Origin of the sequence: Microbulbifer discodermiae (assembly GCF_040742695.1) — a bacterium.
Classification (GTDB): domain Bacteria; phylum Pseudomonadota; class Gammaproteobacteria; order Pseudomonadales; family Cellvibrionaceae; genus Microbulbifer.
The window spans coordinates 147901-165815 of record NZ_JBFLAB010000001.1 but is presented as its reverse complement, the minus strand read 5'-3'; the positions used below and the strand labels follow the sequence as shown (position 1 = coordinate 165815).

Genomic DNA, 17915 nt, shown 5'->3' with positions numbered 1-17915 from the left:
AACGATTCCAACTGCACTGTTGTGAAAAGAGACTCCTGAAAAACATCCATACCGCGCACTGAACCAAAATCCTCTGTGGGTTATCGTTTTCCGTATTGTATCTAACCCAATGTTCTCAGGCGACAAAATCAACAGCCTGCTAGATTGCCGGGTTAATAGTTGCGATAAAAAAGGCCGCCCGGTTGATCCGGGCGGCCTTTTTGTTGCAGAAGGAGTAATTTGAGCGAGCGGCTTATCAGGCCTTGGCCTCCATTTGAGAACCGCCTTCTTCAGCCGCGCTATCACTGCTTTCCCAGTATTTGGATTTCAGGGCGATCAGCGAGAGGATAATGCCGGTGCCGATGATAAACAGGCTGATCTGCAGATACAGATTGGGCAGCTCGGAGATGTTGTTCGGATCGAAGTGCCCCGCCAGCAAACCCGAGAAGATGTTGCCGATGGAGTAGGTCAGTACAAAGACCCCCATCATCTGGCCGGCAAAACGGCGGGGGGACAGCTTGCTGACGGCACTCAGGGCTACCGGGCTCAGACACAGTTCGCCCACTGTGTGCAGAAAGTAAGTGGTGATCAGCCAGTAGGGGGCCACTTTCAGGCCCTGGGCGGCATACTGGGCGGCGAAGAACATCACCACAAAGCCACTGCCCATGATGACCAGGCCGATAGCGCACTTCATCCCGTAGGAGGGGTCCATCATACGCTTGCCCAGGTTGATCCAGAGCGCCGCAAAGAAGGGGGACAGGAGGATAATGAACATGGGGTTGACGAACTGAAGCCAGGACGCCGGAATCTCGAAGGCACCAATGACGCGGTCAGTGTAATCGCGACCGAACAGGTTCAGGGAGGAGCCGGCCTGCTCGAAGCCGGACCAGAAACAGGTGGAGGCGACGCAGACCAGGAACAGGGCCCAGAGTTTCTTTTTCTCCGCGCCGCTCAGCTGGCCAGCGAAGTAGATGAAGGCGTAATAGGCCAGAAACGTGAGGGTGAAGACTACGGCCACATATTGGGCCGCGGTGACGGGATCGATGGTGATGACCCCCTGCATGGTCAGGCCGGTGATCAATGCCACAGCCACCAGTACAGCGCCAATTGTGCGCCAGGCCAGTTTGGCTTTCTGCGGTGACAGGGGGTTTTCCGGTTTCAGGCTGGCATCGCCCAGGTTGCCGATAGTCAGGCGGTACTGAACCAGGCCTATGGCCATACCCACAGCGGCGGCACCGAAACCCCAGTGCCAGCCCACCTTTTCACCGAAGTAGCCGCAGATGATGTAGCCGAGGGTGGAGCCTATGTTGATACCCATATAGTAGAGGGCGTAACCGCTGTCCCGGCGCACGTCCTCTGGCTGATACAGGTGGCCCACCAGGGCGCTGATATTGGGTTTGAGCAGCCCGGTTCCGCTTGCAACCAGTATCAGGCCAATAAAGAAGGTGTGATCACTGGGAATCGCCAGCACTATGTGGCCGCACATGATGATGATGCCACCGTACCAGACGGTGCGTTGTCCGCCCAGCAATCGGTCTGCAATCCAGCCGCCCGGCAGGCCGAGGAAATAGACTGCACCGGTATAGAGTCCGTAGATGGCGGTTGCAGCGGCGACGGTAAAGGCGAGGCCCTCTTCCTGCAGGCTGGCGGTCATAAACAGTACGAGCAGGACGCGCATACCATAGTAACTCATCCGTTCCCACATTTCGGTGAAGAACAGTGTGGAGAGTCCTTTGGGATGGCCGAAAAAGCCATCACTGTTCTGATACGTATTCGACGACATAAGCTGAAGTTCCAGTTGTTATAGCTCTAATCGAGCATACCTCGGCGCGCCGAGGTGCTCCCGGGTTTCAGGGGCGCTCGGGCACGGCACCCATTCGCTGGTCCGGCTATCTGTCCAGACCGCGGAGAGGGTTTCCCCCTCTGGTGTCATTGGCGATGGGACCGCAACTGCGCATACAGTGGCCGCCTCCAAAGCAACCTCCGGAGTGTACCAGCTGTCAGTGATTCAAGCGACTCGTTACAAATGTAACCTTGCCGGTCATCTCATTGCGGTTCACAAGCTGGGGGAATGGTGGTAAACCCTGCGGTGGTAGATAGTGATTCGGCGGATGTATAACGATGAAAACCCCGCTAATGGCGGCCCTGCTGGTCGTCGCCGGCACCTTTGCGGGTTGCGCCGGCAAGATGCCGGTGGAACAACCGGTGGAGATAGCGCCGGAACACCTGCTGTCCGGCGCCGCGATACTCGGCCGGCCAGTGGATCCCGGCGAACTGCCGCGGGACCCGGTGATGACAATCACGGCGGAGATGCGCGATTTCCTGACGACCATAGCGCCGGATGTCTCGCCACAGCGGCGCTTGGCGGCGCTGATAGAAGCCTTTGAAACACAGAAGTTCCACGTCGAATACGACCAGGACAGCACCCTCACTGCCGGGGGTACTTTTAGCGAGCGGCGCGGTAACTGCCTGGCGTTTACCCTGATGATGGTAGCCATGGCCCGGGAACTCGGGGTAGAGGCGTCGTTCAACGAGGTGGACGTGCCCCCTGTATGGGGACATGAAGATCCACAGACGTTCGTTGTTTACCGCCATATCAACATGGTGTCCGAACACCCCCGGGGGCGCCGGGTGGTGGATTTCAATCTGGCCGCCTATGACCCGGTGTACGAGCAGCGCAAACTGCCTGATGTTGTTGTGCTGGCGCAGTACTACAGCAACCGGGGCGTAGAGCTTATGAATGCCGGCGACGGTAAAAGGGCTTTCCTCTATCTGCGCAAGGCATTGGCACTACAGCCGGGAAATTCAAATCTGTGGTCCAATTTAGGTGCGCTGTATAGCCGCTTTGGGCACAAAGAGGAGGCGGAGCAGAGCTATCAGCGGGCGCTGTTGTTCAAGCCGGAAAACCTGGTGGCGCTCAGCAATCTGGAGCGCCTGTATCGGCGTCAGGGAGCTTTTGAGGTCGCGGACTATTATGCCGGGCGGGTGCGCTACCACCGGGAGAGAAACCCCTATTATCTCTATTATCTTGCCCGATCCGCGTACGAAGAGGGGGAATACCGGCGGGCACAAAAGCAGTTACGGCGCGCTCTGTGGAAATATGACAGTGACCATAGGTTCCATTTTCTCCTGGGTTTGACGCGCTACCGGTTGGGCGAATTTGAAGATTCCCAGGACAGTTTTCGTGCGGCCTTTGCCCTGGCGGAACGGGCAGAGACCCGCAGCGCCTATATGAACAAGCTGAAATACCTGATTCGGAATGGGGAACAGAACTAATTAACGGCTATCTCAGTTAGTGTGCACAGGCCTAATAATTCCAGTAAACAAGCCCGAGGGCAGGACAGTGCCGGTCGGGAAAGCTTGTGTCGGTTAACGCGATGTACCATCGGCTCCTAAATCGCGATCTGCTGCAACTCTGCTCGAAGTACTCGCATCACCAGCCCCATAACTTCGTTGACAAAGCTCATCCGCCTTTCAGCCATAAACGGTTGTGCTTGGCGGCTCTCTTCAGGCCAGCCAGCCGGGTGTCTCTATACTGAAAAAACACTGTGTGTTTTTTGGTCAGTGCGATGGTGCGAGACTACTTTTTACCGTTTTTTTCGAAAAATGGTATGACAACGCTGTCATTGATATTGTAGTATCACCCGCACACTGACACAGGTGCCCGGGACTGCGGTAAATCAACCGGCGAGCCCGGATCAGTCATATGGCACTGGAAAATCTTAGGGGCCGGTACAGATGGTTGCTTTCGGGGATAGGCTTTGGATCGGTATTGACGGCGGTGGCAGCAAGTGCCAGGCCGTTATCGTGGATGTGAACGATCGGGTCCTTGGTACCGGATTGGCGGGGCCCGCAAACCCCCTGCATGGTTATGACCAGACCCTTGATTCGATATTGGGCTCCACAACCCTGGCACTGGCCGACGCCGGGCTGCCGCCAGAAACCCTGGGCGAACTGGTCGCCGGAGTGGGGCTGGCCGGGGTCAATATGCCGCGACTCTACCAGGAGATGTCTTCCTGGTCGCACCCTTTCAAGAAAATGTATCTGACCACCGATCAGCACTCGGCCTGTCTGGGTGCCCATCGCGGTGGCAGCGGCGCAGTGCTGATTGCCGGTACCGGATCCTGTGGCTATGCCTGGGTCGATGGTCAGAGCACACTGCTCGGCGGTCATGGCTTCCCTCACGGCGACAAGGGCAGTGGTGCCTGGATAGGCCTGGAAGCGGTCAAGTATCTCCTGATGGCTCTGGACGGCCTGGCCCCGGAATCGCAGCTGCAAGGCGAGTTGCTGAAAGTGTTGGCGGCGACTACCCCCAACGAGGTATTCGAACGAATCCGGGGAGAGTGCCCCAGTTACTATGCGCGATTGGCCATTCCGGTATTTCAGTGTGCGGAAGCCGGCGATCCGGTGGCGGAGGCGATAGTGCGCGACGGCGCCGGCTATATCAGCGCTATGGCGGACAAGCTGCTGCAATTGGAGCCACCGCGGCTGTCGATGATTGGCGGCCTCGCCGCCAGTATGACCCGCTGGCTGGAGCCCCGGGTGATTGAGCGTTTGGAGGAGCCGCTGGAGCCTCCCGAGATCGGTTGTGTTTATCTGGCGCGACAGGAACTGGAGCGCGAGGAAGGCAATGTCAAACCGGTGAGCGCCGGGCTGGGTGGCAAGGCGCTGTTTGGTTAGTGTCAACAGGCCCTAGGCAGCGCGCCCGGGTCTTTTCAACGGTGGCGTTACCGTCGCCAACAATATTGCACAGGTCGACAGGCAATGGTCACAACGGTTATGGAATCTGAAGCCCGTGAGGCGCCGGGCCGTATCGATGAACAGCTAAAGAAGAATGCACCAATTATGGCCGAGCTGGGCGCACGACTGCGTCGCAAGCCTCCCCGCCTGGTAATGATTGTGGGGCGCGGCTCTTCAGATCACGCCGGTGTTTTTGCCAAGTATCTTATTGAGATAGAAACCGGTACCCCCACCTTTGCCGCTGCTCCCTCCGTATCCAGCGTCTACGGCCGCAAACTCAAGCTCGAGGACGCCCTGGTTCTGGTGATTTCACAGTCCGGTCGCAGCCCCGATATTCTCGCCCTAGCTGAAATGGCCCAACAGGCCGGTGCTTACACAGTGGCACTGGTCAACGACGAGAGCGCGCCCGTGGGCGATGTCGTTGATCTGGTGGTGCCTTTGTGGGCCGGGCCGGAAAAGGCGGTGGCGGCCACCAAGAGTTATCTCGCCACCCTGTCGGCGGTGTTGCAGCTTGTTGCGAACTGGACCCAGGACAGCGACCTGCTGGACGCTGTGGAAACCCTGCCCGGGACCCTGGCACAGGCAGTCGAGGCCAGTCCGCAGCTGCGCCCTGAAGACCTGGCCGATGTGAACAACCTGGTGGTGCTCGGGCGTGGGCCCGGCTACGGCATTACCCGGGAATTGGCGCTTAAGTTGAAAGAGGTGTGCAACATCCACGCAGAATCCTTTTCCAGCGCGGAATTCCTGCACGGGCCGGTGACCCTGGTGGAGCGGCAGCTGACGGTGGTCAATGTGCCCATCGAAGATGAATCCTACACAGTGCACAGTGAACAGATTGCAGACGTCATGCGCCGCGGCGGTACCCTGGTGAATCTTCATGTGCCCAGTGGGGGGGTGCATCCGCGGGTGGCACCGCTGGCACTGCTACAGCGTTTCTACCTGGATGTGGCACATGTTGCAGTGAGCCGGGGTATCAACCCGGACCAGCCCGCCGGGCTCAAAAAAGTGACCCGTACCCTCTGACCGCAGGCGGAGATTCCAGTGGCTCAAAATTACATTGTGGAGCAGTTATTTGACGGTGAGCGCCTGCACCGGGATGTATCGATGGTGGTAGATGACGCTGGCCGGGTGCAGTCTATCGACCCAGCTGGGTTGCCGGAGGCGGAGCGGTTGTGTGGACTGTTGGCGCCGGGCCTGATCGATGTGCAGGTAAATGGCGGCGGCGGTGCCCTGTTCAATAACGACCCCTCTCTGGACACTTTGCGCAGGATGGGTGCGGCACACGCCCGCTATGGCACCACGGGTTTTATGCCGACCCTGATTACAGACGAAGCGCCGGTAATGGAAAGGGCCGCGGATGCGGTGGCGGCGGCGTTGCGGGATGCTGTTCCGGGAGTACTGGGCCTGCATTTTGAGGGACCGCACCTGAGTGTCCCCAAAAAAGGCACCCACGAGGAGCGTTTTATCCGTCCTCTCAGCCCAGCGGAATTGCGCCTTTACGGCCGTGGGGACCTGGGGCTGAAAATGGTTACCCTGGCGCCGGAGAATGTTTCGGCGGAGGATATCCGCCGCCTGGTATCTTTGGGGGTCAGGGTTTGTCTCGGTCATTCCGGCGCCGATGGCGATACTGTGGCGGCCGCTCTGAGGGCCGGGGCCACAGGCTTTACTCACCTGTATAACGCCATGTCTCCACTGGAGTCCCGGGAGCCGGGGATGGTGGGATTGGCGCTGATCAGCGATGATGCCTGGTGCGGTTTGATCGCCGACGGCCACCATGTAAGTGCGGAGGCCATGCTGTTGGCGCTCAAGGCCAAACCGCGGGGCAAGCTGATGCTGGTTACCGATGCCATGTCCCTGGTGGGAAGCGATGAAGCGTCTTTTCCTCTGTTTGACCGGGTGGTGACCAGGGAGGGGGACAAATTAACTTCCAGTACCGGCGAGCTGGCGGGGTCGCACCTGGATATGATTGCTGCGGTGCGCAACATACATCATTGGTGCGGCGTGGATCTGTTCGAGGCGTTGCGCATGGCTTCGCTGTATCCCGCGCAGTATCTGGGCATAGAGGGTGGGCGCATCGAGGAAGGGGCGCGGGCTAATTATATTTTGCTCAACAGCGAGCTACAGGTGCAAAAGACCTGGATAGACGGGCGGGAAGTCTTTTCCCAATAGGCCCGTCCCATGGTTGCCCGGTCAACATCGGGCCGTTGGTCGAGCGAATCGCGGAGGCAAAAATGGTATCGAAAGCTGTCGGCCGGAGCGGCTCTACAGTGGGTATAAAAAGGTTTGTTGGATGGCCAAAGTTAAAAAACGATAACAAAGGGTAGGTTTATGATGCGAGCAGCCGTTGTTGAAAGTGAGATAAGCGACAGCAAATTGCCGATGGTGATTATCGGCCTTTTGTTTTTTATCTTTGGTTTTGTCACCTGGCTTAATGGTGCCCTGATCCCCTTTTTACAGACAATTTGTGAACTGAGCGCTTTCGAAGCCATGCTGGTGGCGTCCGCCTTTTATATCGCCTATACGGTTATGGCACTGCCGATGGCCGCCATCATCGAAAAAACGGGTTATAAAAATGGTATGGCGCTGGGGCTGGCGCTGGTGGCGCTCGGTGCGCTTGTTTTTATTCCCGCCGCCTACAGTCGTATGTTCGGTATTTTTCTGCTGGCGCAATTCGTGGTGGGTTCAGGCCTCACTATTCTACAGACTGCGTCCAACCCCTATATCGTCAGGCTGGGGTCACAAGAGACCGCGGCGGTACGGATTTGCATCATGGGGTTGCTCAATAAGGGAGCGGGAATTGTCGCCCCGATAGTTTTTGCCGTGCTGGTGATGTCCGGTATCAGCGGTATATCCACTGTCGAGTTGGATGCTTTGAGTCCATTGGCGAAGGAGGCGAAACTGGACGAGCTGGCGGGTCAGCTGGTCAGTCCCTACCTGGGTATGGCTCTGCTCGGCGGTATCCTGGCGGTGGCCATGCTGTTTGCGCCTCTGCCCGACATCGACGAAGGTGTTGTCGAGGGTCAGGAGGGGACAACCGTAACCCTGGGGGGGCTGATGAAATTTCCCCGGCTGGTATTGGGCTCAGTGGCGCTGTTTTTTTACGTGGGAATGGAGGTCATTGCCGGCGACGCTATCGGCTTGCTGGGGATACAGGCGGGAATGGATACTGCGGATGCGGCTGTTCTGACCTCTTATACGATGATTTTTATGGTGCTGGGGTACCTTTACGGCACCGCCGTCATTCCCCGCCTTATGAGTCAGCAGACAGCGCTTTTGATCTCTGCCATTCTGGGTATCCTTTTTACCTTACTGGTTATGACCGGATCCCTGGAAAATACTGCACTGTCCGCCGCCAGTCTGTCGTTGCTGGGCCTGCCGGAAGTCCCCAATGCAGTATTCTTTGTCGCGTTACTGGGCTTTGCCAATGCCATGTGCTGGCCCGCTATCTGGCCGCTGGCGCTGGATGGGCTCGGCAAGTTTACCTCCAGGGGCTCGGCATTGCTGATCATGGGCATTTCCGGCGGTGCAATCTTACCGCCGCTGTACGGGCATTTTGCGGATACGGGCGATGGTCAGGCGGCTTACCTGATAGCGGTGCCCGCCTATCTTTTTATTCTGTTTTACGCCGTAAAAGGGCACAAGATGCGGAGCTGGTAGCCTGGGAGTGCCGGTTCAAGAGTTTGGGTTATCTCGCCCCTTTGACCAGGCTCTGTTGCCCGAGGTCTAGGCTTTGGGGCGCCGGGCCGCTGGAGTCCCGGATCACCAGTGACGGGGTAAACTTTCTCACAATACCGGCGCCTTTGGAGGCAGCCGCGCTTTCCGCGGGCCCTTTACTGCGGGCCTTGCTCAGGACCAGAGCGGCGGCACATTTGGCAATTTCATTATTGGGCTGGTGCGCGGTGGTCAGTGTCGGCCAGGTTTGGCGGGAGAAGGGGCTGTCCTCGAAGCCCACAATGGAAAGCTGTTCCGGGATCGCTATGCCCATCAGACGTGCAGCGAACAGTGCCCCCGCGGCCATTTCATCGTTGCTGGCGAAAATTGCCGAGGGTGGGTTGTCCACATGCAGCAGTTTTTTGGCGCCCTGTACGCCGGAATCAAAAGAGTATTCCCCCTGGAGGATGAGGGATTCGTCGAGGGGAATGCCGGCGCCCTGCAGAGCCCGCTTGTAACCGTCCAGGCGGCCCTGGGTGGATACATGCTCCTCGCCGCCGCAGAGAAAGCCGATGCGCCGGTGACCGTACTGCAGCAGGTGCTGGGTGAGGTCAAAGGCGGCTTGGCTGTCGTCCACCATAATGCAGTTTTCTTCGTCGCCGCCGGCGGCCGAGGTGGAGATAATCCGTACGTAATCCACCCCGAGACTTTGCAGGGTATCGATCACCTGTTGTTGTTCGGAAAAGGGCGGCGTAAGGACCAGGCCCGCCACCCTTGAGTGTTCCACCAGGTTGCGCAGTTCCTCGTATACCTGAGTGGACTTGAAGTTGCTCGGGTGAATCAGCAACTCGTAGCCCCTTGCCTTGCAGGCATCGAGAATACCGTTCTGCATATCGATGACGTAGTAGGCATTGGGATTGTCATAAATGAACGCGATCGTATAGGAGCGGGTGCCGGCCAGGTTGCGCGCTGCAAGGTTGGGCTGGTAGTTGAGGGCCTCAACCGAGTCCATCACCTTTCGGCGGGTGGCCGGGCGTACGGACGGTTCGTTGTTGATGACGCGGGAGACCGTCTTGATCGAGACACCGGCACGGGCGGCGACGTCACTGATTGTTACTTTCATGGCGGAGTTTGTCCCTGTTGTTAGTGCAGCGGCGATCAGTCGGCCGGCTGGGCCTAGGGAGCTCTGATTAATTCGATGCAAAGTCTGAGGTTGCGCCGGTTTAATCGGGGTTCCCTGGGGTATGTTACCAGCAAATGGCTGCCACTTGATTTTCCGCGACGCGGGACCCCGGATATCCCGACTGGTGTATGGGCCGGCCTGGATACCACTGGCAAAGCATAGTCGATCCCGGTCAATTTGATAGCGCTGTCGTCGCTGGGAGCCTGAGTCAAAAGGCCCAAATACGGCGTTGGCATGCACAAGGGCGATCACCGATGCGGAATCCAAGTTGTCCCCAATCACCTGGGTTGGACTCCCGGCCGATGTGCCAAAGGCGCACTGACTGAATACAAGCTGTAGATTTATTACAAATTTTCGACAAAGAGCGGCGATTGGGCTCAAAACGGGGTGGCTGGCGAATAAGTGACCAGTCCGCCTCCCCGCCCGCCAGATACGATAATCTTGGGCTGAAGGGTAGCTGGGGCCTGCTGGGTGGGGCAGTAGAGGTTCTGACCCCGATGATTGAGTTCGTAGGGGATGGGTTGAAATGTTTTGTAGTTTTACTACATAATGGCACTCTGATGAACCATTTCGGGTGGCCTGCCCGATACCCCCAGCTGGGGGCAAGGCGCCTGTCGCGAGCAAATTGGGTGCAGATCCGTTAGGTGGCGCTTTAGAAGCCAGAAGAACAGGCAGGCAGCAATGGGTCCGCGTGGGGCCGGGTTCGGGGGGAATCAATCCGGTAACGCTATCTTATCAAGGGGGCCATGCGCATTTCGCGGCCACTTTGGTCACCCTGGAACATCACAATACAAAAATTTTCGTCAGGCCGACGATAGTGTTGCTGTAAGAGGGGGGAAGCTGGCAGCCCAAATTGTCCAGGCGCAGTCACTATCTTGCCAGTCGAAGGTTTTCGGCACACAGGCGCAAGTGCCTGGAAGCCACCCTACAGTGAACAACAGAGCGGATGCTACATGGTGCACAGCAAGTTAAAAGCAGTAACTGAGCGTATAGTCGAGCGCAGCGAAGAGACGCGCGGACAGTACCTGGCACAGGTGGAGCATGCGCGCCGGGAGGGTCGTGCAGCCAGCCACCTGTCTTGCGGTAACCTGGCTCATGCAATTGCGGCTTCCGGGGAGCGGGAGAAAAACCTGATCGCCTCTGGCCGCGGCCCCAATCTGGCCATAGTCACCGCCTACAACGATATGTTGTCGGCACACCAGCCCTATGGCACCTATCCGCAAAAATTAAAGCAGGCCGCGGCCAACTGCGGTGCGACCGCGCAGGTGGCCGGTGGTGTGCCGGCTATGTGCGATGGGGTGACGCAGGGCAGGGCGGGGATGGAACTCAGCCTGTTTTCCCGCGATGTCATAGCCATGGCCACCGCCATCTCCCTGTCCCACGATGTATTTGAAGGTGGCCTGTATCTGGGCATCTGCGACAAGATTGTACCGGGCCTGATCATCGGTGCGCTGGCATTCGGCCACCTGCCGGCAGTATTCGTACCCGCGGGCCCTATGCCCACCGGTATTGCCAACGCGGAAAAGGTACGGGTGCGGCAGCTGTACGCCGAGGGCAAGGCCAGTCGGGAGGAATTGCTGGCGGCGGAATGCGCGTCTTATCACAGCCCGGGAACCTGTACTTTTTACGGTACCGCCAACAGCAACCAGATGCTGGTGGAAATAATGGGGCTGCAACTGCCCGGCAGTTCCTTCGTGAACCCGGGCACCGAGCTGCGCGACGCCCTGAGCGAAGCCGCGGTAAGGCAACTGGCACAGATTACCGAACCCAGCCAGTACACACCCCTGGCCAGGATTCTCTCTGAGAAGACTTTCGTCAACGGCATAGTCGGCCTGCTGGCCACTGGTGGGTCAACCAACCATACCCTGCACCTGATCGCCATGGCCCGCGCGGCGGGGATTCAGATTACCTGGCGGGATATGGCGGAACTGTCCAGGGTGGTGCCACTGCTCTGCCACGTCTACCCCAACGGGACAGCGGATATCAATCAGTTTGCCGCCGCCGGAGGTATGCAACTGCTGATCCGCGAGTTGCTGGATGCGGGTTTGCTGCACGACGACGTGCATACCATTCTCGGCCAGTCCGGATTGAAGCCCTACTGTCACGACCCCTTCCTGAGCGAGGATCGGCAAGGGGTGGTCTGGCGTCCCACACCGGCGGAGAGCGGCGATGCCACCATTATCCGGCCCGCCAGTGATCCCTTTCTGGAGCATGGCGGCTTGCAGTTGCTGGAAGGGAATCTCGGCAAAAGTGTTATCAAGGTGTCGGCCCTGAAATCGGAGCAGCTCCATATCAAAGCGCCAGCCATAGTGTTCGAAAGTCAGGATGCGCTGCTGGAAAGCTTCAAGGCCGGTGAACTGGAAAGAGATTTTATCGCCGTGGTGCGCTTTCAGGGACCGCAAGCCAATGGTATGCCGGAGCTGCATAAACTGACTCCCACCCTGGGGGTGCTGCAGGATCGCGGCTATAAGGTGGCATTGGTTACTGACGGCCGCATGTCTGGAGCGTCCGGCAAAGTACCGGCGGCGATTCATGTATCGCCCGAGGCGGCTGAAGGCGGGCCAATAGCGCGGTTGCGCGATGGTGACATGATTGAACTGGACTCGGAGGCGGGTTCCCTGGTGGTCCATGTGGATGAGGCGGAACTGGCTGTGCGCGAGGCTGCCCGAGGGGATCTGAGTAGCCATGCCCGCGGTATGGGGCGCGAGCTGTTCGCCAATGCGCGTGCGCTGGCAAGCGGTGCCGAGAGCGGTGCCAGCATCCTTTATTGATTGAACCCACAGGCTCCAGGGCACAGGGCAGGAAACGGAAAATTAGAGCGAAAATCTATGGTTAACCCTTTTGATGTGGTGTTGTTTGGCGGTCGCGGTGATCTGGCCCTGCGAAAACTGATACCGGCCCTCTATCGCGCAAACATGGAAGGCAGTCTCGCCGAAGGCTGTCGGATTTTGCCGGTGTGCCGCCGTCGGGAAGACGCGGATCTGTATCTGGAGACAGCGCAGACAGCCCTGCAGACCCATCTCCGCGCCGGTGAGTACAGTGATTCCGTGTGGCGGGAGTTCAGCCAGCTGCTGCACTCGGTGGTTCTGGATATCGCCGTGCCGGATGCCCACTGGGATCAATTGGCGGATATCCTGGGTGCCGAGGGGGATAGAGTAAGGATTTTTTATCTGGCTGTCCCGCCGGCAGTATTCGGTCCCTGTTGCGAGAATTTGTCGCTCAAAGGGCTGATCAGCGAGCAGTCCCGTGTGGTAGTGGAAAAACCGCTCGGCTACAACGCGCAGACCTCCGACGAAATCAACGGCAAGATCGCCAGCCACTTCCCGGAAGCGCATATTTTTCGCATCGATCACTATCTCGGCAAGGAAACGGTCCAGAATTTACTGGCACTGCGTTTCAGCAACGTCCTGTTCGAACACCTCTGGGACGCGCAGACCATTGACCATATCCAGATCAGTATTTCCGAAACCGTCGGCCTGGAGGGCCGTGCCGGCTTTTACGATGCGACCGGTGCCCTGCGGGATATGGTGCAAAATCATTTACTGCAGCTGCTGTGCCTTATCGCAATGGAATCGCCCAACAGCATGACGGCGAAAAATATCCGCGCGGAAAAGATCAAGGTGTTGGAGGCGCTGCGCCCGCTGGTGGGTGAGACAGTGGATAACAACACTGTGCGCGGTCAGTACGTCGCCGGTGGTGTGGGCGAAGAATTGGTGCTGGGTTACCTGGAAGAGTTACAGGCGGCATCCAGTGGTACGGAAACCTTCGTGGCAATTCGCGCACATATCGATAACTGGCGCTGGGCGGGAGTGCCTTTCTACCTGCGCACCGGCAAGCGTATGGAAAAGCGCTGTGCGGAAATCGTGATTCAGTACAAGAAAGTGTCACACCGGGTATATCCACAGTCAGCCGGCGAAGTGATACCCAACCGGTTGGTGATCCGGCTGCAACCGGAAGAGAGCATCAAGCTTGTGTTAATGGCCAAGAAGATGGACAGCCTGTCCATGGAGCTGCAACCGGTGGAATTGAATCTGACACTCTCCGACACCTACGACAGCTTCCGCAGCGACGCCTACAAACGCCTAATGTTGGATGCCGCGGCCAACAACTCAGCGCTTTTTATCCACAGGGAAGAGGTGGCCGCGGCCTGGGCGTGGATAGACCCGATTGTGGAGCACTGGCGTGAGACCCAAAACCAGCCGCAACTCTATCGCGCCGGCAGCTGGGGACCCGATTCCTCCGATGTTCTGCTGGAGCAGGACGGGCGCCACTGGTTTAACGCCAAGTAAATGAGGTCGCGACAGAAAGTGACGCAAACATTAGCCGGCAGCCGGCCCCGCTCAGGGCCCAGTTTGAGTTCAAGACCATGATGACAGAAGAGAAATTTTACCCCGACCGGGAACGTTTGGTGCAGGCGCTGGCAAACGACTGTGCCTGTGGCCTGCAACAGGGTATCCGGGACAGGGGAGCTGCGAGTTTTCTGGTGTCCGGTGGAAGTACCCCGGAGCCGGTTTACCGGGAACTGTCCAAGCGACCACTGCCCTGGTCTGATATCACCCTGGCACTGGTGGATGAACGCTGGGTGGGCAAAAACGACAGTGGCAGCAACCAGGCGTTTATCGAGCAGTCCCTGCGGCAAAACTATGCGGCGGAGGCCCCCTTGCTTGGCATGAAGACAGAGCACCGTACGGCCGGGGAAGGGCAGGGTGAGTGTGAACACCGCTACAGTCGTCTGGTGCAGCCTTATGACGTCTGTGTGCTGGGCATGGGCAGTGACGGGCATACCGCTTCCCTGTTTCCCCACGCGGAGGGTTTAAAAGCCGCGCTGGACCCCGCCGGTAAACAACTATGCAGTGCCATCACCGCCCTGCCCAGTAAAGTTACCGGCGACTATACCGAGCGGATGACCCTCACACTGGCGGCAATTCTGCACGCGCGCGATATCAAACTGCTGATTACCGGTGAAGAGAAGCTCTGTGTCTACCGCGAGGCGCTGCTCGGCAGCGACGAGCTGGCCATGCCCGTACGCAGCCTCTTCAGGCAGGGGCAGACTCCGGTCACTGTCTACTGGTCTCCGTAGAAAGGGCAACAAAATAGGTATTTTTTGGAAAGAGTTATGCAACAGAAACTTGCACCCATATTGGAGCAGGCCGGTGTAGTGCCGGTGCTGGTGATCGACCGCAGCGAAGATGCCGTGCCACTGGCGCGGGCACTGTTTGCTGGTGGATTGAACGTGCTTGAAGTGACCCTGCGCACCGAAGCGGCGCTGGCGGCGGTTACAGAGATCAGTAAGCACCTCCCCGAGGCCCATGTGGGCACCGGGACGGTACTCAACGGTGAGGATCTGCGCAGGTCTGCGGATGCCGGTGCAAGCTTCGCGGTCAGTCCGGGGGCCACGCCGGCACTGCTGGATGCGGCCGAAACGGCCGAGATACCGCTGCTGCCAGGGGGCACCAGCCCTTCCCAGGTGATGGAGTTGCTCGAACGTGGCTATCGCTACCAGAAGTTCTTTCCCGCCGAAGCCGCCGGTGGCGCTGCGATGTTGAAGTCCATGGCCGGCCCTCTGCCACAGGTAAACTTCTGCCCTACCGGCGGTATAGGCCCAGCTAATGCCCCGGACTACCTGCGCCTGGGCAATGTCGTTTGCGTCGGCGGCTCCTGGATGGCGAATCCCAGATTGGTAGAGGAGAAAAACTGGGCGGAAATCACCCGTCTGGCCGCGCAGGCAAAGGCCCTTGCACAACCGTAAGGCTTGAGTCCGGTGGCAGTGCAAACTAGTCGACATATACCGCTAATTTAAGATGAAGGTAAAAATACAGAGGCTCCCGCAATGAAACTGAGGATTGCCATCAATGGCTATGGCCGCATCGGTCGCAATGTTACCCGCGCGATTTACGAATCCGCCTACACGGATCGTATCTGTCTGGTGGCCATCAATGATCTCGCTCCGGTGGAGGCCAACGCGCATTTGACGCGCTTCGATACTGTGCATGGACGATTCAATACGCCGGTGTCAGTGGAAGGGGATGCACTGGTGATCGACGGCGACCGGGTACAGGTCTGTCGGGAGCGGGACCCCAGCAAATTACCCTGGGACAAACTGGATGTCGATCTGGTGCTTGAGTGCACCGGCCGCTTTACCGACCGGGAGGCGGCGTCCGCACACCTGGCCGCAGGCGCGCGTGCGGTTCTGATTTCTGCGCCATCCAGGGATGCAGATCTGACCGTGGTCTATGGGGTGAACGAAGACAAGCTCAAGCCCGGTCACAATATCGTTTCCAATGCCTCCTGTACCACCAATTGCCTGGCGCCGGTGGCCCGGGCCCTGCATGCTGCACTGGAGATTGAGCGCGGCTTCATGACCACAGTGCACGCCTACACCAACGACCAAAATACGCAGGATGCGGTGCATGCCGATATCTATCGCGCGCGGGCCGCGGCGGACAATATGATTCCCACCAAAACCGGTGCCGCAGCAGCAGTGGGGCTGGTATTGCCGGAACTCAAGGGCAGACTGGACGGGATGGCAGTGAGGGTGCCCGTGAGCAATGTGTCACTGGTTGATTGCCAGTTTGTGGTCGGCCGTGAAACCAGCGTTGATGAAGTCAACAGTATCCTGCGAAAAGCGGCACAGGACAGCCGCGGCGTGTTAACTTACTGTGCCCAGCCCCTGGTGTCGGTGGATTTCAATCACACCACCGCATCCAGCCACTTTGACGCCAATCACACCCGCGTCAACGGCAACCTGGTCAAGGTGATGGCCTGGTACGACAATGAATGGGGCTTTTCGCACCGCATGCTCGACACCAGTCTGGCCATGGCGGAAGTGCTGCAAGCGCAAGAGCAAATGGCGGAAACCGCGTAATTATGATTCGACATACAAAAATCGTAGCAACCCTGGGACCGGGCACCGACAAACCGAGAGTCATAGAGGAAATGGTCAGGGCCGGCGTGAACATAGTGCGGCTCAATTTTTCCCACGGTGAAGCCGGGGACCATCGCCGCCGGGTCGAGGAAGTGCGCCGGGCCGCCGCTGCCCAGGGCAAGCTGATCGCCGTGCTGGGGGATTTACAGGGACCAAAGATCCGCATCGCCCGCTTTGCCGAGGGCAGTATCTGGCTGGAAAATGACAGTGAGTTCACTTTGGATCTCAACTGTCCGCCCGAGGGCGGGGATGAGCAGCGTGTCGGGGTCGATTACCCGAGCCTGGTGGACGACTGCCAGGCCGGTAATCTTCTGTTGCTGGACGACGGCAAAATCCGGCTGGAAGTTACCGGCAAGACCGCGGACAAGCTTTTTTGTCGTGTACTGCAGGGTGGCCAGTTGTCCGACAACAAAGGTATCAATTTGCTCGGTGGCGGCCTCTCCGCGTCTGCCCTGACCGACAAGGACTACAGGGATATCCAATTGGCGGCGGAATTGGATGTGGATTTTCTCGCGGTGAGTTTTCCGCGCAGCGCGGAAGATCTCGATACTGCGCGCGCCGCCCTGCGCCAGGTGGGAAGCCAGGCGGCCATAGTTGCAAAGATCGAGCGGGCGGAAGCGGTTCGCGACGATGCCCAGATGGACAGCCTGATACTCGCCTCCGATGCGATCATGGTGGCCCGTGGTGATCTGGGTGTAGAGATAGGCGACGCAGCGCTGATCGGGGTGCAGAAAAAACTCATCAATCGTGCCAATGCGCTGGACCGGGGTGTGATTACCGCGACCCAGATGATGGAGTCCATGATCACCAGCCCCACCCCTACCCGTGCGGAGGTGATGGATGTGGCCAACGCCGTGCTCGATGGTACCGATGCAGTGATGCTGTCTGCTGAAACGGCCGCGGGTGAATTCCCCGTGGCGGCAGTGGAATCCATGAGTGAAGTCATTGTAGGTGCGGAAGGATATCTGGGTAGTGTCGCGCGACCGGCAGCGCAGCAGAGCGCCTCTGACCGTATCGACACAGTTATTGCCCAGGCCGCAATCGACGTGGCCGCGAGGGTGGAAAACCTCTGTGCCGTGGTGGCACTGACCGAATCCGGGCGCACGCCACGCATCATGTCCAGAGCCTCTACTCGTCTGCCTATCTATGCTCTGACCCGCCACCCGCGCGTGGCGCGCCAGCTGGTGCTGCTACGCGGTGTGGAACCCGGAGACTTTGATCCAGCGTCGGTGCCACTCGGGCATCTGACCGAGTCGATCATCCAGGTATTGGGCTCCCATATTGAATTGCAGAAAGGTCAGCGTGTATTGATCACCCAGGGAGAGCGGCTCAATGCGGGTGGGCACACCAGCTCAATGCGGATCAAGGAAGTTGAGTGAACTTGTCGTGCAATCCCGGTACGCCAACTTCGTCCCTAAGTGTTTGCGGGAGGGGCTT

At 58.6% G+C, this 17915-nt stretch carries 13 protein-coding genes; 11 read left to right on the top strand and 2 right to left on the bottom strand.

Annotated elements, in window-relative coordinates:
• Positions 1 to 235: 235 nt before the first annotated feature.
• Entirely contained in the window at positions 236 to 1762 is a 1527-nt protein-coding gene (locus AB1S50_RS00685; protein WP_367148431.1) for a peptide MFS transporter, read from the bottom strand.
• 338 nt (positions 1763 to 2100) lie between these two features.
• On the opposite strand from AB1S50_RS00685, the gene AB1S50_RS00680 reads away from it, so the two are divergent.
• The 5 genes from AB1S50_RS00680 (at position 2101) to AB1S50_RS00660 (ending at position 8376) form a co-directional block, all read left to right on the top strand.
• On the top strand, positions 2101 to 3255 hold the full coding sequence (locus AB1S50_RS00680; protein ID WP_367148430.1) for a tetratricopeptide repeat protein: 1155 nt from the start codon (positions 2101 to 2103) through the stop codon (positions 3253 to 3255).
• 462 nt (positions 3256 to 3717) lie between these two features.
• Entirely contained in the window at positions 3718 to 4659 is a 942-nt protein-coding gene (gene nagK / locus AB1S50_RS00675) for an N-acetylglucosamine kinase (protein ID WP_367148429.1), read from the top strand.
• An 84-nt stretch (positions 4660 to 4743) separates the two neighbouring features.
• Complete coding sequence (gene nagB-II / locus AB1S50_RS00670) at positions 4744 to 5742, top strand: glucosamine-6-phosphate deaminase NagB-II (protein ID WP_367148428.1); 999 nt, start codon at positions 4744 to 4746, stop codon at positions 5740 to 5742.
• An 18-nt stretch (positions 5743 to 5760) separates the two neighbouring features.
• Entirely contained in the window at positions 5761 to 6888 is a 1128-nt protein-coding gene (gene nagA, locus AB1S50_RS00665; protein WP_367148427.1) for an N-acetylglucosamine-6-phosphate deacetylase, read from the top strand.
• A gap of 159 nt (positions 6889 to 7047) precedes the next feature.
• Positions 7048 to 8376: a sugar MFS transporter gene (locus tag AB1S50_RS00660; protein WP_367148426.1), complete on the top strand. Its 1329-nt coding sequence runs from the start codon at positions 7048 to 7050 to the stop codon at positions 8374 to 8376.
• A gap of 28 nt (positions 8377 to 8404) precedes the next feature.
• On the opposite strand, the gene AB1S50_RS00655 is transcribed toward AB1S50_RS00660, so the two are convergent.
• A complete protein-coding gene (locus AB1S50_RS00655; protein ID WP_367148425.1) occupies positions 8405 to 9493 on the bottom strand; it encodes a LacI family DNA-binding transcriptional regulator in 1089 nt (362 codons plus the stop codon).
• Between the two features lie 1013 nt (positions 9494 to 10506).
• Here AB1S50_RS00655 and edd point away from each other — a divergent pair.
• The 6 genes from edd to pyk all read left to right on the top strand — a co-directional run bounded on the left by edd (position 10507) and on the right by pyk (position 17857).
• Positions 10507 to 12324, top strand: coding sequence for a phosphogluconate dehydratase (edd, locus tag AB1S50_RS00650; protein WP_367148424.1), 1818 nt, complete (start codon positions 10507 to 10509; stop codon positions 12322 to 12324).
• Between the two features lie 57 nt (positions 12325 to 12381).
• Positions 12382 to 13842, top strand: coding sequence for a glucose-6-phosphate dehydrogenase (gene zwf / locus AB1S50_RS00645; protein ID WP_367148423.1), 1461 nt, complete (start codon positions 12382 to 12384; stop codon positions 13840 to 13842).
• A gap of 77 nt (positions 13843 to 13919) precedes the next feature.
• Positions 13920 to 14633: a 6-phosphogluconolactonase gene (gene pgl, locus AB1S50_RS00640; RefSeq protein ID WP_367148422.1), complete on the top strand. Its 714-nt coding sequence runs from the start codon at positions 13920 to 13922 to the stop codon at positions 14631 to 14633.
• A gap of 36 nt (positions 14634 to 14669) precedes the next feature.
• Positions 14670 to 15302 (top strand): bifunctional 4-hydroxy-2-oxoglutarate aldolase/2-dehydro-3-deoxy-phosphogluconate aldolase, encoded by a 633-nt coding sequence (gene eda, locus AB1S50_RS00635; RefSeq protein WP_367148421.1) that lies wholly within the window; start codon positions 14670 to 14672, stop codon positions 15300 to 15302.
• Positions 15303 to 15383: 81 nt separating this feature from the next.
• Positions 15384 to 16418, top strand: coding sequence for a type I glyceraldehyde-3-phosphate dehydrogenase (gene gap / locus AB1S50_RS00630; RefSeq protein WP_367148420.1), 1035 nt, complete (start codon positions 15384 to 15386; stop codon positions 16416 to 16418).
• Positions 16419 to 16420: 2 nt separating this feature from the next.
• Positions 16421 to 17857, top strand: coding sequence for a pyruvate kinase (gene pyk, locus AB1S50_RS00625; RefSeq protein ID WP_367148419.1), 1437 nt, complete (start codon positions 16421 to 16423; stop codon positions 17855 to 17857).
• Positions 17858 to 17915 lie beyond the last annotated feature (58 nt).

Bases quoted from the DNA above. Each gene is read 5' to 3' on its own strand.
- nagB-II (WP_367148428.1), top strand. From the start codon at position 4,744: ATGGTCACAACGGTTATGGAATCTGAAGCCCGTGAGGCGCCGGGCCGT.
- AB1S50_RS00685 (WP_367148431.1), bottom strand. From the start codon at position 1,762: ATGTCGTCGAATACGTATCAGAACAGTGATGGCTTTTTCGGCCATCCC.
- nagK (WP_367148429.1), top strand. From the start codon at position 3,718: ATGGTTGCTTTCGGGGATAGGCTTTGGATCGGTATTGACGGCGGTGGC.
- pyk (WP_367148419.1), top strand. From the start codon at position 16,421: ATGATTCGACATACAAAAATCGTAGCAACCCTGGGACCGGGCACCGAC.
- eda (WP_367148421.1), top strand. From the start codon at position 14,670: ATGCAACAGAAACTTGCACCCATATTGGAGCAGGCCGGTGTAGTGCCG.
- gap (WP_367148420.1), top strand. From the start codon at position 15,384: ATGAAACTGAGGATTGCCATCAATGGCTATGGCCGCATCGGTCGCAAT.
- pgl (WP_367148422.1), top strand. From the start codon at position 13,920: ATGATGACAGAAGAGAAATTTTACCCCGACCGGGAACGTTTGGTGCAG.
- AB1S50_RS00680 (WP_367148430.1), top strand. From the start codon at position 2,101: ATGAAAACCCCGCTAATGGCGGCCCTGCTGGTCGTCGCCGGCACCTTT.
- zwf (WP_367148423.1), top strand. From the start codon at position 12,382: ATGGTTAACCCTTTTGATGTGGTGTTGTTTGGCGGTCGCGGTGATCTG.
- edd (WP_367148424.1), top strand. From the start codon at position 10,507: ATGGTGCACAGCAAGTTAAAAGCAGTAACTGAGCGTATAGTCGAGCGC.
- AB1S50_RS00660 (WP_367148426.1), top strand. From the start codon at position 7,048: ATGATGCGAGCAGCCGTTGTTGAAAGTGAGATAAGCGACAGCAAATTG.
- AB1S50_RS00655 (WP_367148425.1), bottom strand. From the start codon at position 9,493: ATGAAAGTAACAATCAGTGACGTCGCCGCCCGTGCCGGTGTCTCGATC.